This window comes from Streptomyces lothianensis (assembly GCF_047779955.1).
GTDB lineage: Bacteria > Actinomycetota > Actinomycetes > Streptomycetales > Streptomycetaceae > Streptomyces.
Map to the genome: position 1 here is coordinate 112,502 of NZ_JBLMKT010000067.1, position 25,775 is coordinate 138,276.

Below are 25,775 nucleotides of genomic sequence, written 5' to 3' on the forward strand. Positions count from 1 at the left end.
AGCCTACGCGCGCACGGCGGCCCGGGTCCGGCGTGGCGGTACACCGTCCGGACCGACGGACCGTCAGTTCCCTTGCGCCCACAACATGCGGGTACGTCTCCTTCCTCCCACCATCGACCCATGCGTGCATATCTTGCTTCCTCGATCGGTGTGGCCTGTGCCGTGGCCCTGTCCCTGCCGCTCGCCGTGCCCGCGAGCGCGACCGAGTCACCGGCGGTCCCGGCCCGTACGGCTGAAGCGGCCAAGTCGTCGGACGCCTCCGCCCGTACGGCAGACACAGCGGCAGAGACAGCGGCAGAGACAGCGGCAGAGTCAGCGGCAGGCACTGCGGCAGACACAGCGGCAGCGGCCGATTCAGCCGAAGCCGGCTCGACCCAGTCGCTGCCCCTGAAGCCCCTCGGCTCCGAACGCTCGCTCGGCGCGAGCTCCGCGCAAGGCGTCCAACGGCGCGAAGTCCTGCCGTTCTCCCTCGTGGGCGTGGTCTGGGACAACCCCGAGGCCGAACTGCACGGCCAGGTCCAGGTCCGTACCCGCGACGCCGGCACCCGGAAGTGGAGTGACTGGCAGGAACTCATCACCCACAACGAACACGCCCCGGACCTCGGCTCATCCGAACGCGACTCGGGCGAGGTCCGCGGCGCCACTGCCCCGCTGTGGGTGGGTGCCTCCGACGGCGTCGAGCTCAGGGTCACGGCGGAGAAGCCCACCGACCGCGCGGCCGCCCCCGCACTGCCGGAGAACATGCGGCTCGAACTCATCAGCCCGGGCGACGAACCCGCCCCGCCGAACGGCGCGCCCGCCGACGGCCCGCGCGGGGTGCTCACCGTGGAGGGGGCCGCCAGCTCGGCGGTCAACGCGGAACTCGCGCCGATGGGCGCCACCGCCATCCCCGCCCTGTCCAAGGCGCAGACCGAGGCGGATCTGCTCGGAGCGCGCGGCGAGGTCAAGGCCAAGCCGTACATCGGGCCGCGCCCGCGGATCGTCACCCGCAAGGGCTGGGGAGCCGACGAGTCGCTCCGGGAACGGAACTTCGCCTATACGAAGACGGTCAAGCTCGCCTTCGTGCACCACAGCGCCACCGGCAACAACTACCGCTGTGCACAGGCCCCATCCGTGATGCGCAGTATCTACCGCTATCACGTCAAGAGCCTCGGCTGGCGGGACTTCGGCTACAACTTTGTCGTCGACAAGTGCGGCAACATCTACGAAGGGCGCGCGGGCGGCGTGACCAAGCCGGTCCGGGGCGCGCACACGCTCGGCTTCAACTCCAACAGCATGGGCATCGCGGTCCTCGGCACGTACACCAGCACCAAGCCGCCGAAGGCCGCCGTCACCGCGGTCGCCAAGCTCACGGCCTGGAAGCTCGGCCTGTACGGGGCCAATCCGAAGGCCACGACCGTGGTGACCTCGGGCGGCAGCGGCAAGTACAAGAAGGGGCAGCGGGTCCGGCTCCACGTGATCTCCGGCCACCGCGACGGCTTCGCCACCGAGTGCCCCGGCCGTCATCTCTACGGCAAGCTCGGCAGCGCCCGCACCACATCCGCGCACTATCAGGGCAGGTGACACATCCGGTGCGGAACATTCCGTACCGACAACTGCATACACTGGCCGGTCCGTGACCAGGGCCGTGCGGCCCCCGGCAGGAGACCAGGGCCGTGCGGCCCCCGGCAGGAGACCAGGGCCGCACGGCCCCCGGCAGGAAGCGAAGACATCGGTGACTGAAGCGATCCTTCTGGTCGGCGGCAAGGGCACCAGGCTGCGGCCGCTCACGGTGAACACCCCCAAGCCGATGGTCCCGGCGGCCGGTGTGCCCTTCCTCACCCACCAGCTGGCCCGCGCGCGGGCGGCCGGTGTCACCCATGTCGTCCTCGCCACCTCCTATCTGGCCGAGGTGTTCGAACCGTACTTCGGTGACGGTTCGGCCCTCGGCCTGGAGCTGGAGTACGTCACGGAGGAGGAGCCGCTCGGCACCGGCGGCGCGATCCGCAACGTCGCCTCGCGACTGCGCTCCGGACCCGACGAGCCGGTTCTCATCTTCAACGGCGACATACTCACCGGACTCGACATCCGCGCCCTCGTCTCGACACACACGCAGACGGGCGCGGATGTGTCCCTGCATCTGACCCGGGTCGAGGACCCCCGTGCGTTCGGGCTGGTGCCGACCGATCCGAGCGGGCGGGTGACGGCCTTCCTGGAGAAGCCCGAGACGCCCGAGGAGATCGTCACCGACCAGATCAACGCGGGCGCGTACGTCTTCCGCCGCTCGCTGATCGACACCATCCCCACCGGGCGCCCGGTCTCGGTCGAACGCGAGACGTTCCCCGGCCTGCTCGCCGAGGGCGCCCATCTGCAGGGCATGGTCGACTCGACGTACTGGCTCGATCTGGGCACCCCGCAGGCCTTCGTACGAGGCTCCGCGGATCTCGTGCTCGGGCGTGCCCCGTCCCCGGCGGTCCCGGGGCGCTGCGGGGACCGTCTGGTGCTGCCGAATGCCCGGGTCGCACCCGATGCCAAGCTGACGGGCGGCACCGTCGTGGGCGAGGGCGCTCGGATCGGCTCCGGCGCCCGCGTGTCGGGCAGCACCGTCCTGGCGGGGGCGAGCATCGAACCCGGCGCCGTCATCACGGACTCCCTGATAGGAGCCGGGGCCAGAGTGGGCGCCCGCACCCTCGTGTCCGAGGCGGTCATCGGCGACGAGGCGCAAGTGGGCAGCGACAACGAACTGCGCGCGGGCATACGGGTGTGGTGCGGGGCACAGCTCCCGGACGCAAGCATCCGCTTCTCCTCGGACACCTAGCCCGGACGGCCTCCCGGACCCGGACACCTAGCCCGGACGGCCTCCCGGACCCGGACACCTCGCCCAGGCTCGGACAGCCAGCCCGGCCCGCGGACCCGGGCAGCTCGCCCAGGCTCGGACAGCCAGCCCAGGGGAGCGCTGGCTCGCGTAGTCCAAGGGCGCGTCCGCCCGCAGTGGACGAAGGTGCGTCAGCCATCGGGGGCCGAGGGCGCGTCTGCCCGCGCGGCGTCTGAGACCCTCGAAGGACAAGCACCGCAGTCCGCACCCGCACCGCAGTCCGCACCTCCTCTGTATCCGCCTCCGCACCCAACTCCCAGGAACCCCGTGGCCGGCCGCTTCAGCCCCAGAGCACCGCGCAGCGCCGTGCGCGCCGGCGGCACCCGTGTCCCTCCTCCGGCTCGCCACGCCACGGCCGCCCGGGCCAAGTCCCGCACCTGGACACCCACGGCCCCCCTCGACCTCGGCCTGGTCGTGGGCCCCCTGAGGCGCGGCCCGGCGGATCCGACCTTCCGGGTCACGCACGGCACCGTCTGGCGGGCCACCCGCACACCCGAGGGCCCTGCCACCCTCCGCACCACCGAGAGTGCGGGCCGGATCGAGGCCGAGGCCTGGGGGCCGGGCCAGGACTGGCTGCTCGACCGGCTGCCCGAACTACTGGGCGAGCAGGACGATCCCGCCGCCTTCGCCCCGCGCCACCGCCTCCTCGCCGAATCCCACCGCCGCCGTCCCGGCCTGCGCCTCCTGCGCACCGGACTCGTGATGGAATCCCTGATCCCGTCGGTCCTGGAGCAGAAGGTCACCACCGACGAGGCCTACCGCGCCTGGCGCCTCCTCATCCGCAAGTACGGCGAGCAGGCACCGGGCCCGGACGGCATGCCCGACCTGCACGTGATGCCGGAGCCACGGACCTGGCGCATGATCCCCTCCTGGGACTGGCACCGGGCCGGCGTCGACAACAAGCGCGCCCAGACGATCCTGCGGGCCGTCCGGGTGGCCCCACGCCTGGAGGAGGCCATGGCGCTCGGCCCGCAGGCCGCCCGCGAGCGCCTGGAGCTGGTGCCCGGCATCGGCCCGTGGACCTCCGCCGAGACCGTCCAGCGCTCGCACGGCGCACCGGACGAGGTCACCACCGGCGATCTGCACCTGCCCGGCATCATCGGCTACGCCCTCGCCGGCGAACGCGATGCCGACGACGCGCGGATGCTGGAACTCCTCGAGCCCTACCGCGGCCAGCGCCACCGCGCCGCCCGCTACATCCTCCTCACGGGCCGCACCCCGCCGCGCCGCACCCCGAAGATGCCGAAGACGGACATCGGCAGACTCTGAGCCCCGGCCTTCCTGCCGGATCCCCTGCCGGACCTCCTGCACCCTCCGCCAGGTGCCCCCTCTCCCTTCCCTCGTCGCTCCTATCTCACCTCGATGAAGTCCGAAGCCTCTCTGGCCGGACGTGCCTTGGGCGGGACGGCCGCATGCCCGACGGCCACCGCCCCCATCGGATCCCAGTCGTCCGGCAGGCCCAGCACCTCCCGTACGACAGGACGGCAGAACATCGTCGACGAGACCCATGCCGAGCCGAGCCGCTCCCCGGACAGCGCCACCAGGAAGTTCTGGATCCCGGCCCCGGCGGCGACCACGAACATCTCGCGCTCGGCGGCATCACGCCGTGCATGCCCGTAGGTGTGCGAGCCGTCCATCACCATGCAGGGCACCACCAGGTACGGCGCCTTGCGCAGCACGTCCCCGCGCCGCACCCGCCTGCCGATCGACTCCTCGGACTTGCCGTCCCGTCGCAGATCCTCGATCCACGCCTCGCGCATGGCATCGAGCAGCCGCGTCCGGGAGGACTCGGACTCCAGGAGCACGAAGCGCCACGGTGTCGTGTGATGCGGCGCCGGGGCCGTCGCGGCAGCGGCCACCGCACGCCGGACCGCGCCGGGATCCACCGGTTCGCCGGTGAACTCCCGTACCGTCCGCCGCTGCGTGACCGCTTCCCGTATCGCCTCGGAAGTGCCGAGCCGGAACATGTCATCGGCCGCGCCCCGCACCAACTCCCGCGCCCCACGGTCCTCCCGGGCCGCACGGTCCCGCACCCCGGCGTCCTGCGCCGCCGAACCGGTCGGACCGCCCGTCGCCGCACCGGACGGGCTGCTCCCCGCCGCGCCGGCCGGTTCCTCCACCGCCACGCCAGGCAGTCCACCGAGCACCGCCCCCGGCAGCCCCCGTACCACCGCCACCGGCAGCCCGGCCGCCTTGCCCTTCACCAGGTCGCCCGCGGCGGCGAGCTCATCCGCGGTGGCCACTACGGTCGCGCTCAGCGGATTGCCGTACGCATCGCTCCCGCCGCGCAGATCGTCGAGGACCCGCACCCCGGCCGCACCGACCGCGACATCGGTGAGTCCGTTGCGCCAGGGCCGCCCGAAGGTGTCCGTGACGAGCACACCGACCCGGACCCCGAGCGCGTCCCGCAGCCCCTCACGTATCGCACGTGCCGAGGCATCGGGGTCCTCGGGCAGCAACAGCACAGTCCCGGCCGGGGTGTTGGAGGCGTCCACCCCGGCGGCGGCCATCACCAGACCCTGTCGGTTCTCGACGATGCGCAGGCTGCCGCGCCGCGCCACCACCCGTACCGTCTCCGCGTCGATGGCCTCCTCGCGGGAGTCCGCGGTGACGATCCGCCCCTCGGCCTTGGAGACGATCTTCGAGGTGACGAGGACGACATCACCATCGGCCAGGTCCGGCTCCGCGGCGGCGATGAGCTTGGCGAGATCGTCCCCGCGCTGCACTTCCGGCAGCCCGGGCACGGCCCACACCCGCAGGGACGGTGCTCCGCTCATCCCCGTACCTCCTCCGCAAGATCCAGCGCGGCCCGCGCCATCTCGGCGGTCGCGTCCACATCGCTCATCATCAGCGGCACGGCCTTGCAGCGGATCCCGGCCAACTCGACCCGCTCGACCGCACCTTGGTCCACCGTGTCGACGAGCCAGCCGTCGAGCAGCCCCGAGCCGCCTGCCTGTCGCCCGTCACCATCCTTCTGAGGAAGCCGCCGCGCTCCCTTCTTCCCGTAGTGCTCCGCGACGGCGCCGGCGCTCGACTCCACACCCACCGCGGCGAGCACCTTGTCCGCCATTCCGCGCACCGGAGCGTCACCGACGATGGGGGACAGGCCCACCACCGGCACCCCGGCCTCCGCGATGGCCTCCCGTATACCGGGCACGGCGAGGATCGTGCCGATGCTGACCACGGGGTTGGACGGCGGGAAGAGCACGACATCGGCCGCGGCGATCGCTTCGAGCACTCCCGGCGCGGGCTTTGCCTGCTCGGCGCCGACGGGCACGACGGCCAGCGCGTCCACCGAGGCGCGCAGCCGTACCCAGTACTCCTGGAAGTGGACGGCCTTCTGCTCACCCTCCAACTCCACGGCCACATGAGTCTCGACCCGGTCGTCGGACATCGGGATCAGCCGCACCCCGGGCTGCCACCGGTCGCACAGCGCCTCGGTGACGGCGCTCAGCGGATAGCCCGCGGCGAGCATCTGGCTGCGCACGATGTGCGTGGCGAAGTCACGGTCGCCGAGCCCGAACCACTCGGGGCCCACGCCGTACGCGGCCAGTTCCTCCTTTACCTTGAAGGTCTCGTCCTTGCGTCCCCAGCCCTGCTCTTCGTTGATACCGCCACCGAGCGTGTACATCACGGTGTCGAGGTCGGGGCAGACCTTGAGTCCGAACAGATGGATGTCGTCGCCGGTGTTCCCGATCACCGTGATGTCCGCTTCCGGCGCGGCCGCCTTGAGACCACGCAGGAAACGGGCACCACCGATGCCGCCGGCCAGAACCACGATGCGCTGCATGCGGGACAGTGTGGCAGGAATCGCCGAGGGCCCGCTCGGCCTGTGGATAACTCTCGACTCGGGCAGGGAAATACGAGGTCAGGCGACCTGGACCGGGGTCTGTTCGCCGTCGCGTACCCGGCTGCGCATCGGCATCTCGGTCAGCCCCGGGTAGTAGATGTGCAGGCTCACGGCCGGCTCCAGGCCGTCGTTGACGATCTCGTGCACGGAACCGGGTGCGTACACCTGCTGCGCACCGGCGCCGAGCGCCTTGGTGCGGCCGCCGCGGGTGTGCTCGGTCAGTTCGCCGTCGAGGACGGTGAGGACTCCGGAGGACGATCCGTGGTCGTGCAGACCGGTGCCCTGACCGGGCAGCCAGCTCAGCATCCAGACCTCGTAGCCCGGCCCGGTGCGCAGTCGGTGGTACCAGCGGCTTGTCGGGTCGTAGTCCACGAGGTGCGCCCACTGGGAGCGGTCGGCGGCGATGGAACGCGCGAGGCCGACGAACTCGGCGAGGGTGGCGGGGTGCTCACGGGCGGGCTGCAGGAGGTGGGGCACTTCGAGGATGTCGCCGGCGATCTGCAGGTCGCTGTCGCTGTTCATGAAGTATGAGTTCCTCAAGGGGAGAGTGCTGGCGTCGTGGTCTGCAGGGCCGGAGCGTCAAGAGCTCGACGGCCTGGTGGGACTTCAGCGGAGAGCTGTTCGTGGCTCAACAGCTGGGACGACAACAGCAACAGCGCGCGGGGGCAGCACTGCGGAGCCCACGGCTGTGGGTCCGGGTGAGCGCCAGGTTCGCAAGCATGCCCACAAGGACAGCGGGTGCGCGTACACACTGTCAACCCAATGTCCGTATTGCGAGATATCTTTCACCGTATCCGGTTGTCCTGCCTGCTGAAAGGTTTGTGCGGAGCCGGCCCGGGACATGTGGCGCAGTGTCCGAGCGCGTAAACGTCGCAGTCGCAGTTGCGCAACCGGTGCGCATCCCGGTCGGTGGTCGGGTTGCGGACCGGGGTCGTGATCCGACTGTGATCATTTTCGCTTCCGGGCCCGCTTCGCAACGAGATCAAACTCCAAGGCGTCTTTCTGTCTGTCGGATGGACCTACGGGGAGGCCCAAGGTGAGTGTCCGGGTTTATGGCGATTTGAACACTTTCCGCAAAGCCTTGGTTCCGCAGAGTGAATAAGGGGCCCAATAGCAGATCTCGGCTTGACTGGCCCGGATCGGCACACTTGTAATTTCACTCGTGTCGTTCGGCCGAAATCGGTTACGGCACCGCACCATCACGGGGCTGCACAGACAGACGAGGGGCGCACATGACCGAGTCGTTCCAGCAACTGCTGGTCGAGGACGTGGAGGAAGAACTCGGCTGGCAGGAGCGCGCACTGTGCGCACAGACCGATCCCGAGTCCTTCTTCCCGGAGAAGGGCGGCTCCACGCGAGAGGCCAAGAAGGTCTGCCTGGCCTGCGAGGTCCGCTCCGAGTGTCTCGAATACGCGCTTGCCAACGACGAGCGCTTCGGCATCTGGGGCGGCCTGTCCGAGCGCGAGCGCCGACGCCTGAAGAAGGCGGCCGTCTGAGGGCGGATCGGGCGTCGGGCCGGACGGGCTCGACGAGTCCGGGCCACATACACCCGGCCATGCACCCGGCCATGCATCCAGCCATATATCCGGCTGTACGCCCGGTCGCGTCGAGCCGCACAAGCCCGGTCCAGCCGAGCCGCACAAGCTCGATCAGGCCGCACACAGCGATACGCAGCAAACGGTCCGTCGTCCGTGGGTTATCCACAGGCGGCGGACCTTGATGTTGGTTGCCGTTAGTGTGGGGCCCCGTCCGAGACGCCCCGTGCCCCACGCGGGACACAGGCGTCCACCGCAGTCCATCGAACCGGGGCCCGTACCTCGATGTCCGTGCACAGCACACCGGCCGGCGCCTATGGCGCGGCCGCAGCCGATCCGAACGGCCCGGCGCTGTTCGATCCCACGCGCGCGCCCGAACACCCGCAGCACGTGGTCACCGCCGTCCTGGTCGCGCACGACGGCGCCCGCTGGCTGCCCGAGGCCCTGTCCGGCCTGCTCAGCCAGGAGCGCCCCGTACAGAACGTGATCGCCGCCGACACCGGCAGCAGCGACGAGTCGGCCCACCTGCTCACCGAGGCCCTCGGCCCCGACCGGGTCCTGCACCTGGCCCGCCGCAGCGGCTTCGGCACGGCCGTGGACGAAGCGGTGCACACCACCGCGGTCCTCACACCCGAGGACCTGCCGTACCTCAAGCGCCCCAGCGGCTGGGACCCGGTCAGCAGAACCTGGCACGACGAGGCCTACGAGCTGCCCGAACTGCCGTACGGCGAACCGGTCCAGTGGCTCTGGCTCCTGCACGACGACTGCTCGCCCGCACCCGACGCGCTCGCCGAACTGCTGCGCGTCGTGGAGAACGAGCGGGAGTTCGGCCGCGAGGCCGCCGTCCTCGGCCCCAAACTGCGCGGCTGGTACGACCGCAGACAGCTCCTCGAGGTGGGCGTCTCGATCGCGCACTCCGGCCGCCGCTGGACCGGCGTCGACCGCCGCGAACAGGACCAGGGCCAGCACGACCAGGTGCGGCCCGTCCTCTCCGTCTCCAGCGCGGGCATGCTCATCCGGCGCGATGTCTTCGAGGAGCTCGGCGGCTTCGACCGCCGCCTGCCCCTCATGCGCGACGACCTCGACCTGTGCTGGCGCGCGCAGGCCGCAGGCCACCGCGTCCTGATCGCCCCCGACGCCGTCATGCGGCACGCCGAGGCCGCCTCGCGCGAACGCCGCACCGTCGACTGCGTGGGCCGCACCAGCGCCAGCCCGCACCGCGTCGACAAGGCCGGCGCCGCCTACTCCCTGCTCGTCAACAGCAGGGGAGCTGTGCTTCCTTGGGTGCTGCTCCGTCTGGTGTTCGGCACGGTGCTGCGCACGATCGCGTATCTGGTCGGCAAGGTGCCCCGCCAGGCGGTCGACGAAATCGCCGGCCTCTTCGGTACGCTCCTCCGCCCGGGCCGGATCATCGGCGCACGCCGGCACAGACACCCCGTGGTCGAGGCCGCCGAACTGCGGCCGCTGTTCCCGCCACCGGGCGCGACCGTCCGGCTCACCGTCGAACAGGTCGCCTCCCAAGTCGTGGGCCGCAGCGACCCCGAGATCTCCGCGGGACGCCACGGCGGCGCGGTCGAATCCGGGCCCGGCGGCGATGACGCCGACTACCTGGAGGTCGAGCAGTTCGCCCGGGCCAGGCGCGTCGCGCGCAAACCCGGCCCCATGCTCTTCGTGGTCCTGCTGCTCTGCTCGCTGATCGCCTGCCGGGCCCTGATCGGCGGCGGCGCCCTGGCCGGCGGTGCCCTGCTGCCCGCGCCCGCCGACGTCGCCGGGCTGTGGTCGCGCTACCTGGACGGCTGGCACGCGGTCGGCACCGGAGGCACGGAGGCGGCGCCGCCCTACCTCGCGCTGATCGCCGCGCTCGCCACCGTGTTCCTCGGCTCCACCGGACTCGCGGTCACCGTGCTCCTGGTCTGCTCGGTACCGCTGGCCGGCTTCACCGCGTACTTCGCCTCGCGCTCCCTCGTCCAGTCGCGCCTCCTGCGCGCCTGGGCCGCGGTCGCCTACGCCTTCCTGCCCGCCGCCACCGGCGCCCTCGCGGGCGGCCGGATCGGCACCGCCGTCCTCGCCGTACTGCTGCCCCTGATGGCCCGCGCGGGCCTCGCGGCCGGCGGGATGCGCAGCGAGAGCCAAGGGGCGCGCGGCACCTGGCGCGCCACCTGGGCGTACGCCCTGCTGCTCACCATCACCACCGCCTTCACCCCGATCGTCTGGCCCATCGCCCTCCTCCTGGGCCTCGGGCTCCTGGCGCTCCGCCGCGACGACCTCACGGCCTACGGGCTGCGCCTGATCGCCCAGCTCGGCACGCCGCTCCTGCTGCTCGCGCCGTGGTCGCTCTCGCTGCTGCCCTTCGGCTTCTTCCGCGAGGCCGGACTCGAATTCGGCTTCGGATCGGCCGGTGCCCTCGACCTGCTCGGCGCGAGCCCCGGCGGTCCCGGCACCGTCGGCGGGCCGCTCCTGATCGGCATCGTGCTCGCCGCCCTCGGCGCGCTCCTGCGCGGTGAGCGGCTGCTCCCCATTCGTACGGCCTGGGCCGTGGCGCTGACCGGCTTCCTCTTCGCCGCGCTCTCCAACGGCTCCGCCTGGGCCGGTCCCGCCACGCTCGTACAGGGCATCGCGCTGCTCGCGGCCGCCGTGCTCGGCGCCGACGGGGCCCGCTCCCGGGTGGCCGAGCAGAGCTTCGGCTGGCGTCAGCCGGTCGCGGCACTCGTCGCGCTCGCCGCCGCCGCGGCACCCCTGCTTGCCGCCGCCGGCTGGATGATCCGCGGCGCCGACGGACCGCTGCAGCGCACCGACCCTGCACAGGTCCCGGCGTTCGTCGCCGAGGAAGCGAACACCCGTGACCAGGCCCGCACCCTGGTCCTCGCCGGCGACAACCCGGACCGGGTGACCTACCTGCTCGTACGCGGCGCGGGCGCCCGCCTCGGCGACGCGGAACTCGCCCCCGCGGGCAAGGGCGAGGAGCTGCTCGCCGAGACTGTGGCCCGCCTCGTGGCCGGCTCGGGCGCCGACCAGGCAGATGAACTCGGCGGATTCGCCGTGCGGTACGTGATGGTGCAGGACGGCACGCCGCGTCGTGTCCACCGCGTCCTCGACGCGACACCGGGCCTGTCCCGGGTCAGCCAGCAGGACGGCACCTCCCTGTGGCGGGTCGACCGCCAGGTCTCCCGCGTCGCGCTCGTCTCCGGCGACGAGGCGCCCACGCCGGTCGCCGCGGGGCCCGTCGAGGTGCACACCGAGATCCCGGACGGCAAGGCGGGCCGCGTGCTGCGCCTCGCCGACGCGGCCGCCGAGGGCTGGACGGCCACGCTCGACGGAAAGCCACTCACCAAGAAGACGCTCGACGGTTGGGCACAGGGCTTCGAACTGCCCGCGTCCGGCGGCCGGCTGACCGTGGTCCACGAGGACTCCGGCACGCATACGGCATGGCTGTGGGCGCAGGGCGCGCTCGCCCTGGTGCTCGTGGTGCTCGCACTGCCGGGCCGCCGCAGAACCGTGGACGACGACCTCCCGCAGGAGCCCGTCGACCTACCCGCCCCCGGGGCCGCCGGCGAGGGCCGCCGGGCCCGCAGGCTGCGCGCGCAGGCGGAACAGGCCGGGTACGACGGCGAGATGGAGCAGGACGCGCCGGCCCCCGGCGGACCGGCCGGGGCCGCCCCCGGGGGCCAGGGCCCGGTCATCCCGGAGGTCCCCGCCCAGCCGCCCTACGGTGACTGGGACGAACAGCAGCCCGTGGCGGCCGGCGAGCAGCTGCACATGTACGAGGCAGAGACCTACCAACAGCCGTACCAGACCGACCCGTACGGCACGGGCGCCGGTCCGGACAACGGCCAGTACGACCCGTACGGCTACGACGACCAGGGCTACCAGGGGCGGGCGTACGACGACCAGGGCTACGGCAGCCAGGGCTACGGCGCCGGCGGATACGGAACGCACGGCCAGGGCTTCGGCTCCGGTGCGTACGACGGGCAGGGGCAGCCGCCGCAGCAGCAGCAGGAGTACGAGGAGCCGCAGCCGTACGGAATCCAGAATCCGCAGTCGTACGACGGCCAGGCGCCCCACCGGTACGACGGCCAGGCCACGGACCCGTACGCGCAGAACAGCCAGACCGACCAGGAGCGCCCCGACGGGAGCCGGCAGTGAAACGCACCACCCTGTCCCTGATCGCGGCGGGCGCCGCGCTCGCCACCGTGACCGGCTTCGCGGCGCTCACCGCCCCCGACGGCAGCGCCGCTTCGGCGAGCGGCGCGGCCGAGCGGCGGCCGGTGGACCGGTCCTCGGTGCTGTGCCCGGCACCCAGCACCTCCGAACTCGCCGACACGGCCTACACCTCCTTCACTCCCAAGGCCAAGGGTTCCACCGGAAAGGGCACGGCTCGACTGGTTCCCGCGGTGGCGAAGTCGAAGGACGGGGAGAAGGATTCCGGCGGAGACGGAAAGAAGTCCGACTCCGCCGACGGACCCGAACCCACTCTTGAGGCCGCAGCCGATGCCGTGGGCAAACCCGCCACCGCGAAGGCCTCGGGTGCCGAGGCCCCGGCCCTGATCGGCGCGGCCGACGGTGCGCTCGCGCCCGGCTGGACCGTGCAGCAGACCACCGAGATGCCCGCGGGCAACGGCCGTGGACTGCTCGGTCTGACCTGTGGGGCGCCGGACACGGAATTCTGGTTCCCGGGCACGAGCACGCTCGACGAGCGCGCCGACTACGTTCATCTGACCAACCCGGATGCCACCGGGGCGGTCGTCGAGGTCGAACTCTTCGGCCCCGAGGGCACGCTCATGCCCGATGGCGGCCAGGACATCACCATCGCGCCGCACTCCAGCAAGCCGGTGCTGCTGTCGACCCTGACCGACAAGCCCGAGGCCGACGTGACCGCCCATGTCACCGCGCGCACCGGGCGGATCGGCGCCGCGGTACAGGTCTCGGACGAGGAACTGGGCGCTGACTGGCTGCCCGCATCCGCCGGTCCCAGCCCGAGCATCGTCCTGCCGGGCATCCCCGCGGACGCCGAGTCCGTCCGGCTTGTGGCCTTCGCGCCCGGTGACGAGGATGCGGACCTGAAGATCTCCCTGGCCGGACCGACGGGCCCCTTCACCCCGGCGGGGAACGAAACACTGCACGTCAAGAGCGGTATGACCGCCGCGCTCGACCTTGGGGACGTCACCAAGGGCGAGGCGGGTTCGCTGGTGCTCACTCCCTCCGGCGCCTCGGAACCGGTGGTAGCCGCCCTGCAGGTGACCCGCGGCAAGGGCACCAAGCGGGACGTGGCCTTCATCCCGGCCACGGATCCGGTCGGCGAGCGCGCGACGGTGGCGGACAACCGTGCCAAGGGCTCGACGTTGAACATCACCGCGCCCCGCGGCGAGGCGAAGGTGCGTGTCACGGCCTCGGACGGCAGCGGCGGCGGTACGGCGGTGAGCAAGACGTACACCGTGCGCGAGGGCAGCACCCAGGCGATCGAGCCGGAGCTCCCCAGCGGCCTGAAGGGCACCTACGCCCTGACCGTGGAAACCCTCTCGGGCACCGCCCACGCTGCTCGAACCCTCGAACTCCCCTCGGGCAAGACCCCGATGTTCACCATCCAGCCCCTTCCGTACGACCAGGGATCGGTGTCCGTCCCGGAGGCGGAACAGGACGTGGCGGTGGTGCAGAGGTAGTCGACGTGGACGGCGCACCCCGGGGTGTCCGGCGCCCCCGGGGTATCGGGGGGATCGGGGGGGGGGCGGAGCCCCGTGGTGCGGCGGCCCGGGGCGTCAGCCCCGACCCCCGCCGCTCGCCTCATTCCTCCCCGTAGCGCGGATCCACCGACTCCGGTGACAGCCCCAGAAGTTCGGCCACCTGCTCGACCACCACCTCATGGACCAGCGCCGCCCGCTCATCACGGCTCTTGGTGCGGATCTCCACCGGGCGCCGGTAGATCACCACACGCGCCGGCTGCCCCTCCCGCGCGGGCACGATGCCGCCCAGCGGCACGGCCCCGCCGAGGTCCGACTCCGCGGACCCCTGCGTGCGCGGCACTTCGAGCACCACGAAGTCGACCTCGGCCAGCTGCGGCAGCCGCCGCTCCAGCCGCTCCACGGAGTCCTGCACCAGATCGGTGAACACCTCGGCCCGACTCGCCGACAACGGCACCTGCGGGGGCGCGACGGGCCCCCGCATGCCACGGCCGTGGCGATCACGGCGGCGGGGCCTGGGCTCGGCGGGGCTCGGCGGTACGGGGCTGTCCATCACCGCTGAAGCCTAGCCCTCCGCACCGACAGGCGCCGGTCCGGGAAACGGCCGAATCACCGATCACGGTGCACGGCCGCGCCCCGTGTGCCGCCCGTGTGCCGTTCGGCGGGCGCGCTGTCGATAACTGACCGTTCGTTTGCCGCTTGAGTGCGATTCGGTACAGATCGAAGATCGCGCATCTCATGGCAAATGACGGCATTTGCACCGCCTGGTGACCGCATTCAACACCCGCCACGCCCACGAAGAATTGACTCCTCGCAGGTCAGCGCGGGCGGCACGGAGGGCGGCCCGGGCGGGTCCACAGGACGACACGGAGGAGTGACCTGGTGGAGAGTCGTCGCGGCCCGCTCAAGAGTGCGGTACCGTCCAACGTCGTGAGCCTCGTACGTCGCTGTTCGCGCACCGCCTGCGGCCGTCCCGCCGTCGCGACGCTGACGTACGTCTATGCGGACTCGACCGCCGTGCTCGGTCCGCTCGCCACGTACGCGGAGCCGCACTGCTACGACCTGTGCGCCGAGCACTCCGAGCGGTTGACCGCCCCGCGCGGCTGGGAGGTCGTCCGCCTCGCCGACGCCTCCGCCCCGCCCCGCCCCAGCGGTGACGATCTCGAAGCCCTCGCCAACGCCGTACGCGAGGCCGCGAAGCCGCAGGAGCGCGCGGCCGAGGCCGGTGGCAGCGGAGGGCGTTCGGGTGCGGACCCGATGGAGGTCGCGCGCCGCGGCCACCTGCGCGTGCTGCGCTCCCCGGAGTCCTGAACCCGGGCTCCGAGCCGCACACCCCCAACCCAAGTCCCCTGCCCATCACGGCCGTCCACAGGCCGCCGGTGGTCACACCGGGACCGGCGGGCCGAGTTATCCACAGGCAGCCACGACGTGTCGGCAGGTGCGGGTACGTTTGTCGCATCCGGCACGGAATTCCAGAGAGGCGTGGGCTGTGGTTGATCTGTCGCAGATCGTGAAGGCGTACGACGTACGCGGCGTGGTACCCGACCAGTGGGACGAGCGCCTGGCGGAGCTGTTCGGCGCCGCCTTCGCCCGCGTCACGGGCGCGGAGGCGATCGTCACCGGCCACGACATGCGCCCCTCGTCCCCAAGCCTGTCGCGCGCCTTCGCCCGCGGCGCGGCCGCGCTCGGCGTCGCGGTCACCGAGATCGGCCTGTGCTCCACCGACCAGCTCTACTTCGCCTCCGGCGACCTCGACCTGCCGGGCGCGATGTTCACGGCCTCGCACAACCCGGCGCAGTACAACGGGATCAAGATGTGCCGCGCGGGCGCCGCGCCCATCGGCCAGGACACGGGGCTGACCGAGATCCGCAGCCTGGTCGAGCAGTGGTCCGCGTCCGGCGCCCCCGAACCGGCCGAGAAGCCCGGCGAGATCACCCGGCGCGAGACCCTCGCGGACTACGCGGCGTATCTGCGCAATCTCGTCGACCTGACGGGGATCCGCCCCCTGAAGGTCGTCGTCGACGCGGGCAACGGGATGGGCGGCCACACCGTGCCCACCGTCTTCGAGGGCCTGCCGCTCGACCTGGTCCCGATGTACTTCGAGCTGGACGGCACCTTCCCGAACCACGAGGCCAACCCCCTGGACCCGGCCAACATCGTGGACCTGCAGCAGCGCGTCCGTGCGGAAGGCGCCGACCTCGGCCTCGCCTTCGACGGCGACGCGGACCGCTGCTTCGTCGTCGACGAGCGCGGTGAGCCCGTCTCCCCGTCCGCGATCACCGCCCTCGTCGCCGCACGCGAGCTCGCGAAGGCCGGCGGCAAGGGCACGATCATCCACAACCTGATCACGTCCTGGTCGGTCCCCGAAGTCGTACGGGAGAACGGCGGCACCCCCGTCCGTACCCGCGTCGGCCACTCCTTCATCAAGCAGGAGATGGCCGCCACCGGCGCGATCTTCGGCGGCGAGCACTCGGCGCACTACTACTTCAAGGACTTCTGGAACGCGGACACGGGCATGCTCGCCGCCCTCCACGTCCTCGCTGCGCTCGGCGGACAGGAGGGCACCCTCTCCCAGCTGGTCGCCCAGTACGACCGGTACACCGGTTCCGGTGAGATCAACTCCACCGTCGCCGACCAGGCGGACCGCGCAGCTGCGGTGAAGGCGGCCTACGCGGACCGAGAGGGCCTCAGCCTCGACGAACTCGACGGGCTCACGGTCTCGGCCGAGAACTGGTGGTTCAACCTCCGCGCCTCGAACACCGAGCCCCTCCTGCGCCTGAACGTGGAGGCCGGGGACACCGAGACCATGGAGCGGGTACGGGATGAGGTCCTCAACCTGGTCCGCGCCTGACCCACCCACACCCCGGGGGTGCGCCGTGCAACGTGACCCGGTCACCCCGGCACCTCGCCGAACGCGCCCGTGCGCACCCCCAGGACCCACCACACCAAGCCACTCAGCGATACCCTGACGTGGTCGAACCACACGCTCGAAGGGACGGACCACCACCATGCCGCTCGAAGCCGGCCTCCTGGAGATCCTCGCCTGCCCGGCCTGCCACGCGCCCCTCGAGGAGGCGGACGCCGAACTCCTGTGCACCGGCACCGACTGCGGCCTGGCCTACCCGGTCCGCGACGGCATTCCGGTCCTCCTTGTGGACGAGGCCCGCCGCCCGGCCTAGAACGGAGCAGCACCGGATCCGTGGACGGATGATCATCGAGACCGTGAGGGCAAGGCCCTAGGGAAGCGCGGCCAAGAACCAAGCTCGGCAACCGGAGGCCCATACCGTGCTGGACGATTCCCTGCTCGATACCCCCGAAGCCCTGGCCAGAGCCGACCGGAGGGGCCTCCTGCGCGGTGCCGCAGAATCCGGCGCCCGCGTACGCACGGCCCTGCGCCATGCGGAAGAGGCGGGCATCACCCAGCTCCGTCCCGAGGGCCGCCCCCGGGCGATCCTCATCGCGGGCCCCGGCGCCGCCGCCGCGAGCGTCGCGGACCTGATCAGCACCCTGGCCCAGGGCGCCTGCCCCGTGATCCGGCTCAAACCCACGGGTGTGGCCCCCGCCGCAGGCGCCTTGCGCTGGGCCCTGCCGGGCTGGGCCGGACCGGTCGACCTGCTCCTGATCGCGACCCCCGACGGCGCCGAGCCCGGCCTCGAGGTCCTCGCGGACCAGGCCTACCGCCGAGGCTGCTCGATCACCTCGGTCGCCCCCGCCGCATCCCCGCTCCACGAGACGGTCGGCGCCAAGCACGGCCTGGCCGTCCCCATGGCCACCAGCCTCTACGCCGAGTACGAGGAAGGCGCCGCCGCAGGCCCCGACGCCCTCTGGGCGCTGCTCACCCCGCTGCTCGCCCTCCTCGACCGCGCCGACCTGATCGAGGCCGGCAGCGAGGGCCTGCACAAGATCGCCGACCGACTCGATCACACCGCCGAGCGCTGCGGTCCGGCGATCGCCACGTACAGCAACCCGGCCAAGACCCTCGCCGCCGAGCTCGACGAGTCCCTGCCCCTGATCTGGACCGAGGGCCCGCCCGCGGGCCCCGTCGGCCGACGCTTCGCCGCGATGCTCGCGGAGATCGCCGGCCGCGCGGCACTCGCCGGTGAACTGCCCGAGGCCCTGCCCGCCCACGGAGCCCTCCTCACCGGCGCGCTCGCCGCGGGCGGCGACCCCGAGGACTTCTTCCGCGACCGCGTGGAGGAGCCGCAGGCCCTGCACGCCCGCGCCGTCCTGTTGCGTGACCGCCCCACCGGCGGCCTCAGCGCCGCCCCCGCCGCCCGCGAGCTCGCGCTCGGCCACGACGTGGCGATCAGCGAACTCGAACCCGAGGAGGGCAGCGATCTGGAAACTCTGGCGGAACTGATCGCCGTCACAGATTTCGCCGCCGTTTACCTGTCGCTCGCCGCGGGCGGCCGATCATAGGCGGCACGCCCGGCCGTACCCGCGCGTAACCGGCCGGATCCCTTCGGATCACGCTTCCGGTCGGCCTCCCAGTACGCAGAGCCCCGAAGGACGCCCCTCATGGACCGCCTCAGCAACACCATCCGCCCGTACGCCTGGGGCTCGACCACCGCGATCCCGCAACTCCTCGGCGTCGAGCCGACCGGCGAGCCGCAGGCCGAGATGTGGATGGGCGCCCACCCCGGCGCCCCCTCGCACCTGGAGCGCGGCCCGCTCGATGAGGTCATCGCCGCCGCCCCCGAGGCCGAGCTGGGCGCCGAAGCCGTGGCGAAGTTCGGCCCCCGGCTGCCGTTCCTCCTGAAACTGCTCGCCGCGGGAGCACCGCTCTCCCTCCAGGTCCACCCCGACCTGGAGCAGGCCAAGGAGGGGTACGCGGAGGAGGAGCGGCGCGGCGTGCCGATCAACGCCCCGCAGCGCAACTACAAGGACACCAACCACAAGCCCGAACTGATCTGCGCCCTCACCCCGTTCGAGGGCCTGTGCGGCTTCCGCGACCCGGTCGAGGCGGCTGACCTGCTTGCCGGCCTCGGCATCGACTCCCTCAAGCCGTACGTCGACCTGCTCCACGCTCACCCGGAAGAAGCCGCGCTGCGCGAGGTCCTCACCGCGGTGCTCAGCGCCGACAAGCACGCCATGGCCGCCACGGTCGGCGAGGCCACGGCCGCCGCCGAACGCCTGGGCGGCGCTTACACGCCGTACGCGAGTCTCGCCCACCACTTCCCCGGCGACCCCGGAGTGATCGCCGCGATGCTGCTCAACCACGTGTTGCTGCAGCCCGGCGAGGCCTTGTACCTCGGCGCCGGAGTGCCGCACGCCTACCTCGACGGCCTGGGCGTCGAAATCATGGCCAACTCGGACAACGTCCTGCGCTGCGGCCTCACCTCCAAGCACGTCGACGTCCCCGAACTCCTGCGCGTCGTCCGCTTCGAGGTCGGCGGGCCGGGCATCCTGCGCCCCGAGGCCGGGCCGGACGGCGAGGAGGTCTACGAGACGCCCATCGACGAATTCCGCCTCTCGCGCTATGTCCTGGCCGCCGACTCCGCGCCGCGCGACCTGAGCCTCCGTACCTCGCAGATCCTCCTGTGCACGGCGGGCACGGTCCGCGCGGGCGGGATCGAACTCGCGCCCGGCCAGTCGGTCTTCGTCCCGGCCGGAGAGCCGACGGAGATCGGCGGAAACGGCACCGTCTTCCGCGCCACCGTGGTGGCCTGACACCCCCTCGCCTCCCACTGCTGCAACAATGACCCACCGCACGGCCGCGAACGGCCATGCGGTCCATTGAGGCACGAAGGGACAACGGGCGATGAGTGCGTCAGGCGGAACCAAGGCGATCGTGGCGGCACTCGCCGCCAACCTCTCCATCGCAGTGGCGAAGTTCGTGGCCTTCCTGTTCAGCGGCTCCTCGTCGATGCTCGCGGAGAGCGTCCACTCGCTCGCCGACTCCGGCAACCAGGGTCTGCTGCTGCTCGGCGGCAAGAAGGCCCAGCGCGCAGCCACCCCGCAACACCCGTTCGGCTACGGCCGCGAGCGCTACATCTACGCTTTCCTCGTCTCGATCGTCCTCTTCTCCGTCGGCGGCATGTTCGCTGTCTATGAGGGCTACGAGAAGATCAAGCACCCGCACGAACTCACTCACTGGTACTGGCCGGTCGGTGTCCTGGTGTTCGCGATCATCGCGGAGACCTTTTCCTTCCGCACCGCCATCAAGGAGTCGAACGAGATCCGCGGCAAGCAGTCGTGGATGGAGTTCGTCCGCCGCGCCAAGGCGCCCGAACTTCCTGTCGTTCTCCTCGAGGACCTCGGTGCGCTCATCGGTCTGGTCCTCGCCCTCGGTGGCGTCGGCCTGGCGCTCGCCACCGGCAACGGCGTCTGGGACGGCATCGGCACCCTCTGCATCGGTGTGCTGCTCATCCTCATCGCGATCGTGCTCGCTGCCGAGACCAAGTCGCTGCTCCTCGGCGAGTCCGCCGGGGCCGAGGAGCTCGCGAAGATCGAGAAGGCGATCGTGGACGGCGACACCGTCAGCCGCATCATCCACATGCGTACGCTCCACCTCGGCCCGGAGGAACTTCTCGTCGCCGCGAAGATCGCCGTCCGGCACGACGACACCGCCGCCGAGGTCGCCGCGGCCATCGACGCGGCCGAGGGCCGCATCCGCACCGCCGTCCCGATCGCCCGCGTGATCTACCTGGAACCGGACATCTACAGCGAGGCAGCCGCTGCCGCGGGCGATGACCTCTCGAAGAACCCAGGCGCCCCGGCAGGCAATACCGACCACTGACCACCCCGGGACCCCTGCCCCTCCAGCCCCCTCCTGACTCCGCCGAGGCTTGAGGTGATCTTTCGGCCCCCGTTCGGGGGCGGGCTACTGCCGACTGGGCCGATCGGTGTAGATTCGTAACCCGACAGACGTCGCTGCTGATGGCGGTCGGGCGGTCCTCGATGAGGCCGTCCGAGGGAGAGAGGGCCTCCGACGGACTGCGCTGCGAGCCAACGGGTGCACTCCCATGCGCCTGCGTGGGCTGCCAGACCGCCCGCGCGTCCGTGTGCACGCGCTGCAGCCGCTATGCCCGAACCCGCCTCCGATCTGGGAGCAGCTTCATGACCACTGTCGACAACCGACAGGACTTCAAGGTCGCCGACCTCTCGCTGGCCGCCTTCGGCCGCAAGGAGATCACCCTCGCCGAGCACGAGATGCCCGGCCTGATGTCGATCCGCAAGGAGTACGCCGAGCAGCAGCCGCTGGCCGGCGCCCGCATCATGGGCTCCCTGCACATGACGGTGCAGACCGCGGTGCTGATCGAGACCCTGGTGGCGCTGGGTGCCGAGGTCCGCTGGGTGTCCTGCAACATCTTCTCGACCCAGGACCACGCGGCCGCCGCCGTCGCCGTCGGTCCTAACGGCACGCCGGAGAACCCCCAGGGCATCCCGGTCTTCGCCTGGAAGGGCGAGACCCTGGAGGAGTACTGGTGGTGCACGGAGCAAGCGCTGACCTGGCCGAACAGCCCCACCGGCGGCCCGAACATGATCCTGGACGACGGTGGCGACGCCACCCTCCTCGTCCACAAGGGCGTCGAGTACGAGAAGGCCGGCAAGGTTCCCGCGGTGGAGACCGCCGAGAACGACGAGCACCGCGTGATCCTGCAGCTGCTGCACCGCACGATCTCCGAGGGCTCCCAGAAGTGGACGAAGCTCGCCTCCGAGATCCGCGGTGTGACTGAGGAGACCACCACCGGCGTGCACCGTCTGTACGAGATGCACCGTGACGGCACCCTGCTGTTCCCGGCGATCAACGTCAACGACGCCGTGACGAAGTCGAAGTTCGACAACAAGTACGGCTGCCGCCACTCCCTGATCGACGGCATCAATCGCGCCACCGACGTTCTGATCGGCGGCAAGACCGCCGTCGTCTGCGGCTACGGCGATGTGGGCAAGGGCTGCGCGGAGTCGCTCCGCGGCCAGGGCGCCCGCGTCATCGTCACCGAGGTCGACCCGATCTGCGCGCTGCAGGCGGCGATGGACGGCTACCAGGTGACCACGCTCGACGAGGTCGTCGACAAGGCCGACATCTTCATCACGACGACCGGCAACAAGGACATCATCATGGCCGCGGACATGGCCAAGATGAAGCACCAGGCGATCGTCGGGAACATCGGCCACTTCGACAACGAGATCGACATGGCCGGCCTCGCGAGCATCCCCGGCATCGTCAAGGACGAGGTCAAGCCGCAGGTCCACACCTGGACGTTCCCGGACGGCAAGGTCATCATCGTGCTGTCCGAGGGCCGCCTGCTGAACCTCGGCAACGCGACGGGCCACCCGTCCTTCGTGATGTCCAACTCGTTCGCGGACCAGACCCTGGCCCAGATCGAGCTGTTCACGAAGCCCGAGCAGTACCCGACCGACGTGTACGTGCTGCCCAAGCACCTCGACGAGAAGGTTGCCCGCCTCCACCTGGACTCGCTCGGTGTGAAGCTCACCGAACTGAGTCCGGAGCAGGCCGACTACATCGGCGTCAAGGTCGAGGGCCCGTACAAGCCGGACCACTACCGCTACTGATCCGTCCCCGACGGCCGCCCGTACCGGCCGTCACCGACGGCCCGTACCGCCCGGGCACCTGTCGGACGTACGTCCCGCGAGCAGGACGAGGACGTACCCCGGCAGGGAGCCCGGTGCGGGCAGCCGCCGCCGACCGCACCACCGTTACCGGCCGTCGCCCACAGCCGTCACCAGCCGAGCACCTGGCGCCGGGCAGGACCCACCAAGGACCCGACCCCATGCCCCGCGGCCGCTATTCGCTCCATGATCCGCACGATCACACCCCCCTCGGTGAAGAGCACTTCCACTGCGCCCCCGGCCCTTCCGGCTGGCGCTACGTATCCCAGCTGACCTCCCCCTCCGGCGACTTCACCGGCTCCGTCGACCTGGCCGTCGACGAACTCGGCCGCCCCATCCGCGTGGAACTCCACGCCGCGGACTGGCAGGTGCGCGGAGCCGCGCTCGACGGCGTGACCTGGGTGCGTACCGATCCCACCGGAGAGCACGCCACCGAAGGCAATGTGCAGGCCCATGCCTTCGCCGGCAGCTCACCGGCCTTTCTGATCGCCACCGCACGCATGCTGCGACTCACCCCCGATGCCCCCGCGAAGCGCGTCCGCCTCGTCCGCTTCACCGACCCCGTGCTCGCCCCGCGCACGGTCGACCAGTCCTGGTCCCTGGTGAAAAGCGAAGCACACGCCACTGACAACGACCCCCTGACCGTGGAGGAATACCAGGTCAACGACCTGGACACGGGGGAGCAGCACACGGTGCACATCGCGGGGGACGTGGTCCTCGCGGCACCCGGCATCGAACTCGAGGACCTGGAATCACCGCCGTCGGCGTTCCGGTAGACCTCGCGGCTTCAGCGGCCCGCTCCGGTGGGGACATTCCCGCTCAAGCAGGCGGCGCGAACCCGGTCCCGCGCGGCAGGTCCTCCTCCGCCGAACCCGCCGGTCCAGCCGAACCTGCCGGTCCAGCAGTTGCGGACGGTCCCGCCGAACCGGCAGACCGTACGGGATGGCCCGAACCCGCCGGCTCGCTCACCGGAGACCGGTACGAAGCCTGAACCGGCTGATAAGCAGGCGATGCCACCGGGTGAGCAGCGACGCCTGGCCGCACACCCGGCATCGGAGCCGCAGGCCCGCCCGGCCCGGCAGGCGCCACACTCTGCCCGCCATACCCGGGCATCCCTCCCTGCCCGCCGGTCATCGCACTGGGACCGCCGTATCCGGCCACCGCACCGGGCCCGCCATATCCGGCCCCCACTCCGAACGCCTTCTGCGCATCCCGCGCCTGCCGCTCATGCACCACCGCGGCCAGAACCGCAGCCGGTGGCACCCCCGGGGGCGCTACCGCCCCCGTGCACGCCGCGAGATCCGCCGCCAGCCGACTCGCCATCGACCACCCGACCTGCGGATCGAGCTGCCCCATCCGCGTCAGGTACTGCCGTATCGCCAGCCACAGCCCATCGGGCACCCCGGACAGATCGAGCCCGGCGAAGCGCCCTACCAGCCACGGCGGAGGCGGCGGTACGTAGGCGGCCTGGGCCACCGGGATCCGCTCGCGTACGACCAGCGTCCCGGCGAACACATCCCCCAGCCGCCGGCCGCGCGCCGACACCAGCGAAGCGATGCACGCGACCACCCCGAACGTCGCCAGAATCTCGATCACGCCCATCGCCCCACGCACGAGCGCATGCCGGAAACGTATGGGCCCGCCGTCATCGCGTACCACCCGCAGCCCACAGGCGAGCTTCCCCAGTGACCGCCCATGGCTCAGCGTCTCCACGGCGATCGGCGCACCGACCAGGACCAGAAGGAAGGTGGCCACCGAGATCGCCGCCTGCGCCGCTGTGTCCAGCGAACCGGCAGCGACGAAAAGGGCCAGCGACACGATGATGTACGCGGTGAAGGCCGCCGCAAGATCGATCAGCACCGCCAAGGCACGGCTGGGCAGCCGCGCGGCACGCAGCTCCAGCGCCACCGCCTCACCGGTCACCAGTTCACTCACGAGTCCCGCCCTTCCCCGCGCTGCCCCTTGATATGACAGTCTGCCAAGCTGAGTGGACATCGCGCCGCAGCAGGGGAGCAGCCGCCGGATGGACCTCGACGTCTTCGTCACCGCACACCGTGCCGAATGGGACCGCCTGGACGCGCTCCTGCGCCGTCGGCGCAGGCTCTCGGGGGCCGAGGCGGACGAACTGGTCGTGCTGTACCAGCGAACGGCCACGCATCTTTCGCTGATCCAGTCCAGCGCCCCGGACCCGCAGCTCACCGGCCGCCTCAGCCAGCTGGTGGCCCGCGCGCGCAGCGCGGTCACCGGCACCCGCCAGGCCTCATGGCGCGACGTCACCCGATTCCTGGGCCACGGCTTCCCCGCGGCCATGTACCGGACCCGTCACTGGTGGGTGCCCGTCGCCCTGCTGTCCACCCTGCTCGCCGCGGTCATCGGCTGGTGGATCGGCACCCACCCGGAAGTGCAGTCGGCAATCGCCGCTCCCGAGGAGCTACGACAGCTCACCCGCCCCGGCGGCGACTACGAGACGTACTACTCCAGCCATCCCGCCGCTTCCTTCGCCGCCCAGGTCTGGACGAACAACGCCCAGGCCGCCGCGATGTGCCTGGTCCTGGGCGCGTTCCTCTGCTTCCCCGTGCTTTGGATCCTGTTCCTCAACATGCTCAACCTGGGCGTGGGCATCGGCCTGATGTCCTCGGCGGGCCGCCTGGACACCTTCCTCGGACTGGTCCTACCGCACGGGCTACTCGAACTGACCGCTGTCTTCGTCGCCGCCGGCACCGGCCTGCGTCTCGGCTGGACGGTCATCGACCCGGGGCAGCGCACCCGTCGCGCGGCCCTCGCGGAAGAAGGCCGCGCCGCCCTGGGCATGGCGATCGGCTTGGCCCTCGTCCTGTTCGTCTCCGGCCTCATCGAAGGCTTCGTCACGCCATCCGGCCTGCCCACCTGGGCGCGCATCACCATCGGCATCGTCGCCGAGCTCGCCTTCCTTCTGTACGTGTACGTGGTCGGCGGACGCGCAGTCCGAACCGGCGAGCAGGGCGATGTCGCGGAGCAGGAGCGAAGCGCATCGGTGCCGCTTGCCGCCTGATGTGCGCTCACGGCTCCTGAGCTGCTACTGTCCTCTTCGCCCCCGGAAAGTCGTTGACACGACGGGACGGGGGAGGTAGATTCGAACAGTTGCCTGGAGCTCGCGAAGCTCGGCGCAGCACATCACATCTACAGCTCCGCAGGAATTCGGTTCCTGTCGGGGCACCTCCGATTCATCAGAATCCAAGGCCGGTCAGACCGGCTCAGAATCTCTGATAAAGTCGGGTCTCGCCGGAAAGGGAAACCGCCGAAAAGCG

20 protein-coding genes are annotated in these 25,775 nt (G+C 71.3%); 15 read left to right on the forward strand and 5 right to left on the reverse strand.

Translation table 11 applies throughout. From position 1 onward, the window contains the following. Window positions 1-120 precede the first annotated feature (120 nt). From ACLF6P_RS23455 to ACLF6P_RS23465, 3 genes are all read left to right on the forward strand, one after another. Window positions 121-1,563 carry a peptidoglycan recognition protein family protein gene (locus ACLF6P_RS23455; RefSeq protein WP_415952637.1) on the forward strand — a complete coding sequence of 481 codons (1,443 nt, stop codon included), beginning with the start codon at window positions 121-123 and terminating at the stop codon, window positions 1,561-1,563. Between the two features lie 151 nt (window positions 1,564-1,714). After that, window positions 1,715-2,797 (forward strand): mannose-1-phosphate guanylyltransferase, encoded by a 1,083-nt coding sequence (gene manB / locus ACLF6P_RS23460; RefSeq protein ID WP_415952639.1) that lies wholly within the window; start codon window positions 1,715-1,717, stop codon window positions 2,795-2,797. Between the two features lie 324 nt (window positions 2,798-3,121). Next, window positions 3,122-4,123 carry a DNA-3-methyladenine glycosylase family protein gene (locus ACLF6P_RS23465; protein ID WP_415952641.1) on the forward strand — a complete coding sequence of 334 codons (1,002 nt, stop codon included), beginning with the start codon at window positions 3,122-3,124 and terminating at the stop codon, window positions 4,121-4,123. An 80-nt stretch (window positions 4,124-4,203) separates the two neighbouring features. Here the strand turns inward: ACLF6P_RS23465 and ACLF6P_RS23470 are convergent, their stop codons facing one another. The 3 genes from ACLF6P_RS23470 to ACLF6P_RS23480 all read right to left on the reverse strand — a co-directional run bounded on the left by ACLF6P_RS23470 (window position 4,204) and on the right by ACLF6P_RS23480 (window position 7,226). Next, the gene (locus ACLF6P_RS23470) at window positions 4,204-5,631 is read right to left on the reverse strand and encodes a coenzyme F420-0:L-glutamate ligase (protein ID WP_415952643.1); all 1,428 of its coding nucleotides are present in this window, start codon (window positions 5,629-5,631) and stop codon (window positions 4,204-4,206) included. Further along, window positions 5,628-6,644, reverse strand: a complete 1,017-nt coding sequence (gene cofD / locus ACLF6P_RS23475; protein ID WP_415952644.1) for a 2-phospho-L-lactate transferase — start codon at window positions 6,642-6,644, stop codon at window positions 5,628-5,630. Before cofD ends, ACLF6P_RS23470 begins: the two co-directional genes overlap by 4 nt. A 78-nt stretch (window positions 6,645-6,722) precedes the next feature. Continuing rightward, on the reverse strand, window positions 6,723-7,226 hold the full coding sequence (locus tag ACLF6P_RS23480) for a cysteine dioxygenase (protein ID WP_415952645.1): 504 nt from the start codon (window positions 7,224-7,226) through the stop codon (window positions 6,723-6,725). Window positions 7,227-7,936: 710 nt separating this feature from the next. Here ACLF6P_RS23480 and ACLF6P_RS23485 point away from each other — a divergent pair. The 3 genes from ACLF6P_RS23485 (at window position 7,937) to ACLF6P_RS23495 (ending at window position 13,896) form a co-directional block, all read left to right on the forward strand. Then, entirely contained in the window at window positions 7,937-8,200 is a 264-nt protein-coding gene (locus ACLF6P_RS23485; RefSeq protein ID WP_415952647.1) for a WhiB family transcriptional regulator, read from the forward strand. Between the two features lie 324 nt (window positions 8,201-8,524). Beyond that, complete coding sequence (locus ACLF6P_RS23490) at window positions 8,525-12,382, forward strand: glycosyltransferase (RefSeq protein WP_415952649.1); 3,858 nt, start codon at window positions 8,525-8,527, stop codon at window positions 12,380-12,382. Then, on the forward strand, window positions 12,379-13,896 hold the full coding sequence (locus ACLF6P_RS23495) for a DUF5719 family protein (protein WP_415952651.1): 1,518 nt from the start codon (window positions 12,379-12,381) through the stop codon (window positions 13,894-13,896). Before ACLF6P_RS23490 ends, ACLF6P_RS23495 begins: the two co-directional genes overlap by 4 nt. Before the next feature lie 121 nt (window positions 13,897-14,017). Here the strand turns inward: ACLF6P_RS23495 and ACLF6P_RS23500 are convergent, their stop codons facing one another. Then, window positions 14,018-14,467: a metallopeptidase family protein gene (locus tag ACLF6P_RS23500; protein WP_415952680.1), complete on the reverse strand. Its 450-nt coding sequence runs from the start codon at window positions 14,465-14,467 to the stop codon at window positions 14,018-14,020. 329 nt (window positions 14,468-14,796) lie between these two features. Between ACLF6P_RS23500 and ACLF6P_RS23505 the strand changes: the two genes are divergently transcribed. From ACLF6P_RS23505 to ACLF6P_RS23540, 8 genes are all read left to right on the forward strand, one after another. Beyond that, on the forward strand, window positions 14,797-15,225 hold the full coding sequence (locus tag ACLF6P_RS23505; protein ID WP_415952652.1) for a DUF3499 domain-containing protein: 429 nt from the start codon (window positions 14,797-14,799) through the stop codon (window positions 15,223-15,225). A gap of 178 nt (window positions 15,226-15,403) precedes the next feature. Then, entirely contained in the window at window positions 15,404-16,765 is a 1,362-nt protein-coding gene (locus ACLF6P_RS23510; RefSeq protein ID WP_415952654.1) for a phosphomannomutase/phosphoglucomutase, read from the forward strand. 157 nt (window positions 16,766-16,922) lie between these two features. Beyond that, window positions 16,923-17,093: a Trm112 family protein gene (locus ACLF6P_RS23515; RefSeq protein WP_415952656.1), complete on the forward strand. Its 171-nt coding sequence runs from the start codon at window positions 16,923-16,925 to the stop codon at window positions 17,091-17,093. 106 nt (window positions 17,094-17,199) lie between these two features. Further along, a complete protein-coding gene (locus ACLF6P_RS23520) occupies window positions 17,200-18,333 on the forward strand; it encodes an SIS domain-containing protein (RefSeq protein ID WP_415952657.1) in 1,134 nt (377 codons plus the stop codon). A gap of 99 nt (window positions 18,334-18,432) precedes the next feature. Next, the gene (gene manA / locus ACLF6P_RS23525) at window positions 18,433-19,584 is read left to right on the forward strand and encodes a mannose-6-phosphate isomerase, class I (RefSeq protein WP_415952659.1); all 1,152 of its coding nucleotides are present in this window, start codon (window positions 18,433-18,435) and stop codon (window positions 19,582-19,584) included. A 91-nt stretch (window positions 19,585-19,675) separates the two neighbouring features. Continuing rightward, on the forward strand, window positions 19,676-20,653 hold the full coding sequence (locus ACLF6P_RS23530; RefSeq protein ID WP_415952660.1) for a cation diffusion facilitator family transporter: 978 nt from the start codon (window positions 19,676-19,678) through the stop codon (window positions 20,651-20,653). A gap of 320 nt (window positions 20,654-20,973) precedes the next feature. After that, a complete protein-coding gene (ahcY, locus tag ACLF6P_RS23535; RefSeq protein WP_415952661.1) occupies window positions 20,974-22,431 on the forward strand; it encodes an adenosylhomocysteinase in 1,458 nt (485 codons plus the stop codon). Between the two features lie 218 nt (window positions 22,432-22,649). Next, window positions 22,650-23,264 (forward strand): hypothetical protein, encoded by a 615-nt coding sequence (locus ACLF6P_RS23540; protein WP_415952663.1) that lies wholly within the window; start codon window positions 22,650-22,652, stop codon window positions 23,262-23,264. Between the two features lie 43 nt (window positions 23,265-23,307). On the opposite strand, the gene ACLF6P_RS23545 is transcribed toward ACLF6P_RS23540, so the two are convergent. Then, window positions 23,308-24,423, reverse strand: a complete 1,116-nt coding sequence (locus ACLF6P_RS23545) for an RDD family protein (protein WP_415952664.1) — start codon at window positions 24,421-24,423, stop codon at window positions 23,308-23,310. An 88-nt stretch (window positions 24,424-24,511) separates the two neighbouring features. Between ACLF6P_RS23545 and ACLF6P_RS23550 the strand changes: the two genes are divergently transcribed. After that, the gene (locus ACLF6P_RS23550; RefSeq protein ID WP_415952665.1) at window positions 24,512-25,519 is read left to right on the forward strand and encodes a stage II sporulation protein M; all 1,008 of its coding nucleotides are present in this window, start codon (window positions 24,512-24,514) and stop codon (window positions 25,517-25,519) included. Window positions 25,520-25,775: the final 256 nt, after the last annotated feature.

Excerpts from the sequence above, each read along its gene's own strand:
- ACLF6P_RS23540 (WP_415952663.1), top strand. The coding sequence starts at position 22,650 with ATGCCCCGCGGCCGCTATTCGCTCCATGATCCGCACGATCACACCCCC.
- ACLF6P_RS23455 (WP_415952637.1), top strand. The coding sequence starts at position 121 with ATGCGTGCATATCTTGCTTCCTCGATCGGTGTGGCCTGTGCCGTGGCC.
- ahcY (WP_415952661.1), top strand. The coding sequence starts at position 20,974 with ATGACCACTGTCGACAACCGACAGGACTTCAAGGTCGCCGACCTCTCG.
- manA (WP_415952659.1), top strand. The coding sequence starts at position 18,433 with ATGGACCGCCTCAGCAACACCATCCGCCCGTACGCCTGGGGCTCGACC.
- ACLF6P_RS23550 (WP_415952665.1), top strand. The coding sequence starts at position 24,512 with ATGGACCTCGACGTCTTCGTCACCGCACACCGTGCCGAATGGGACCGC.
- ACLF6P_RS23500 (WP_415952680.1), bottom strand. The coding sequence starts at position 14,467 with ATGGACAGCCCCGTACCGCCGAGCCCCGCCGAGCCCAGGCCCCGCCGC.
- ACLF6P_RS23515 (WP_415952656.1), top strand. The coding sequence starts at position 16,923 with ATGCCGCTCGAAGCCGGCCTCCTGGAGATCCTCGCCTGCCCGGCCTGC.
- ACLF6P_RS23490 (WP_415952649.1), top strand. The coding sequence starts at position 8,525 with ATGTCCGTGCACAGCACACCGGCCGGCGCCTATGGCGCGGCCGCAGCC.
- ACLF6P_RS23470 (WP_415952643.1), bottom strand. The coding sequence starts at position 5,631 with ATGAGCGGAGCACCGTCCCTGCGGGTGTGGGCCGTGCCCGGGCTGCCG.
- ACLF6P_RS23485 (WP_415952647.1), top strand. The coding sequence starts at position 7,937 with ATGACCGAGTCGTTCCAGCAACTGCTGGTCGAGGACGTGGAGGAAGAA.
- cofD (WP_415952644.1), bottom strand. The coding sequence starts at position 6,644 with ATGCAGCGCATCGTGGTTCTGGCCGGCGGCATCGGTGGTGCCCGTTTC.
- ACLF6P_RS23480 (WP_415952645.1), bottom strand. The coding sequence starts at position 7,226 with ATGAACAGCGACAGCGACCTGCAGATCGCCGGCGACATCCTCGAAGTG.
- ACLF6P_RS23530 (WP_415952660.1), top strand. The coding sequence starts at position 19,676 with ATGAGTGCGTCAGGCGGAACCAAGGCGATCGTGGCGGCACTCGCCGCC.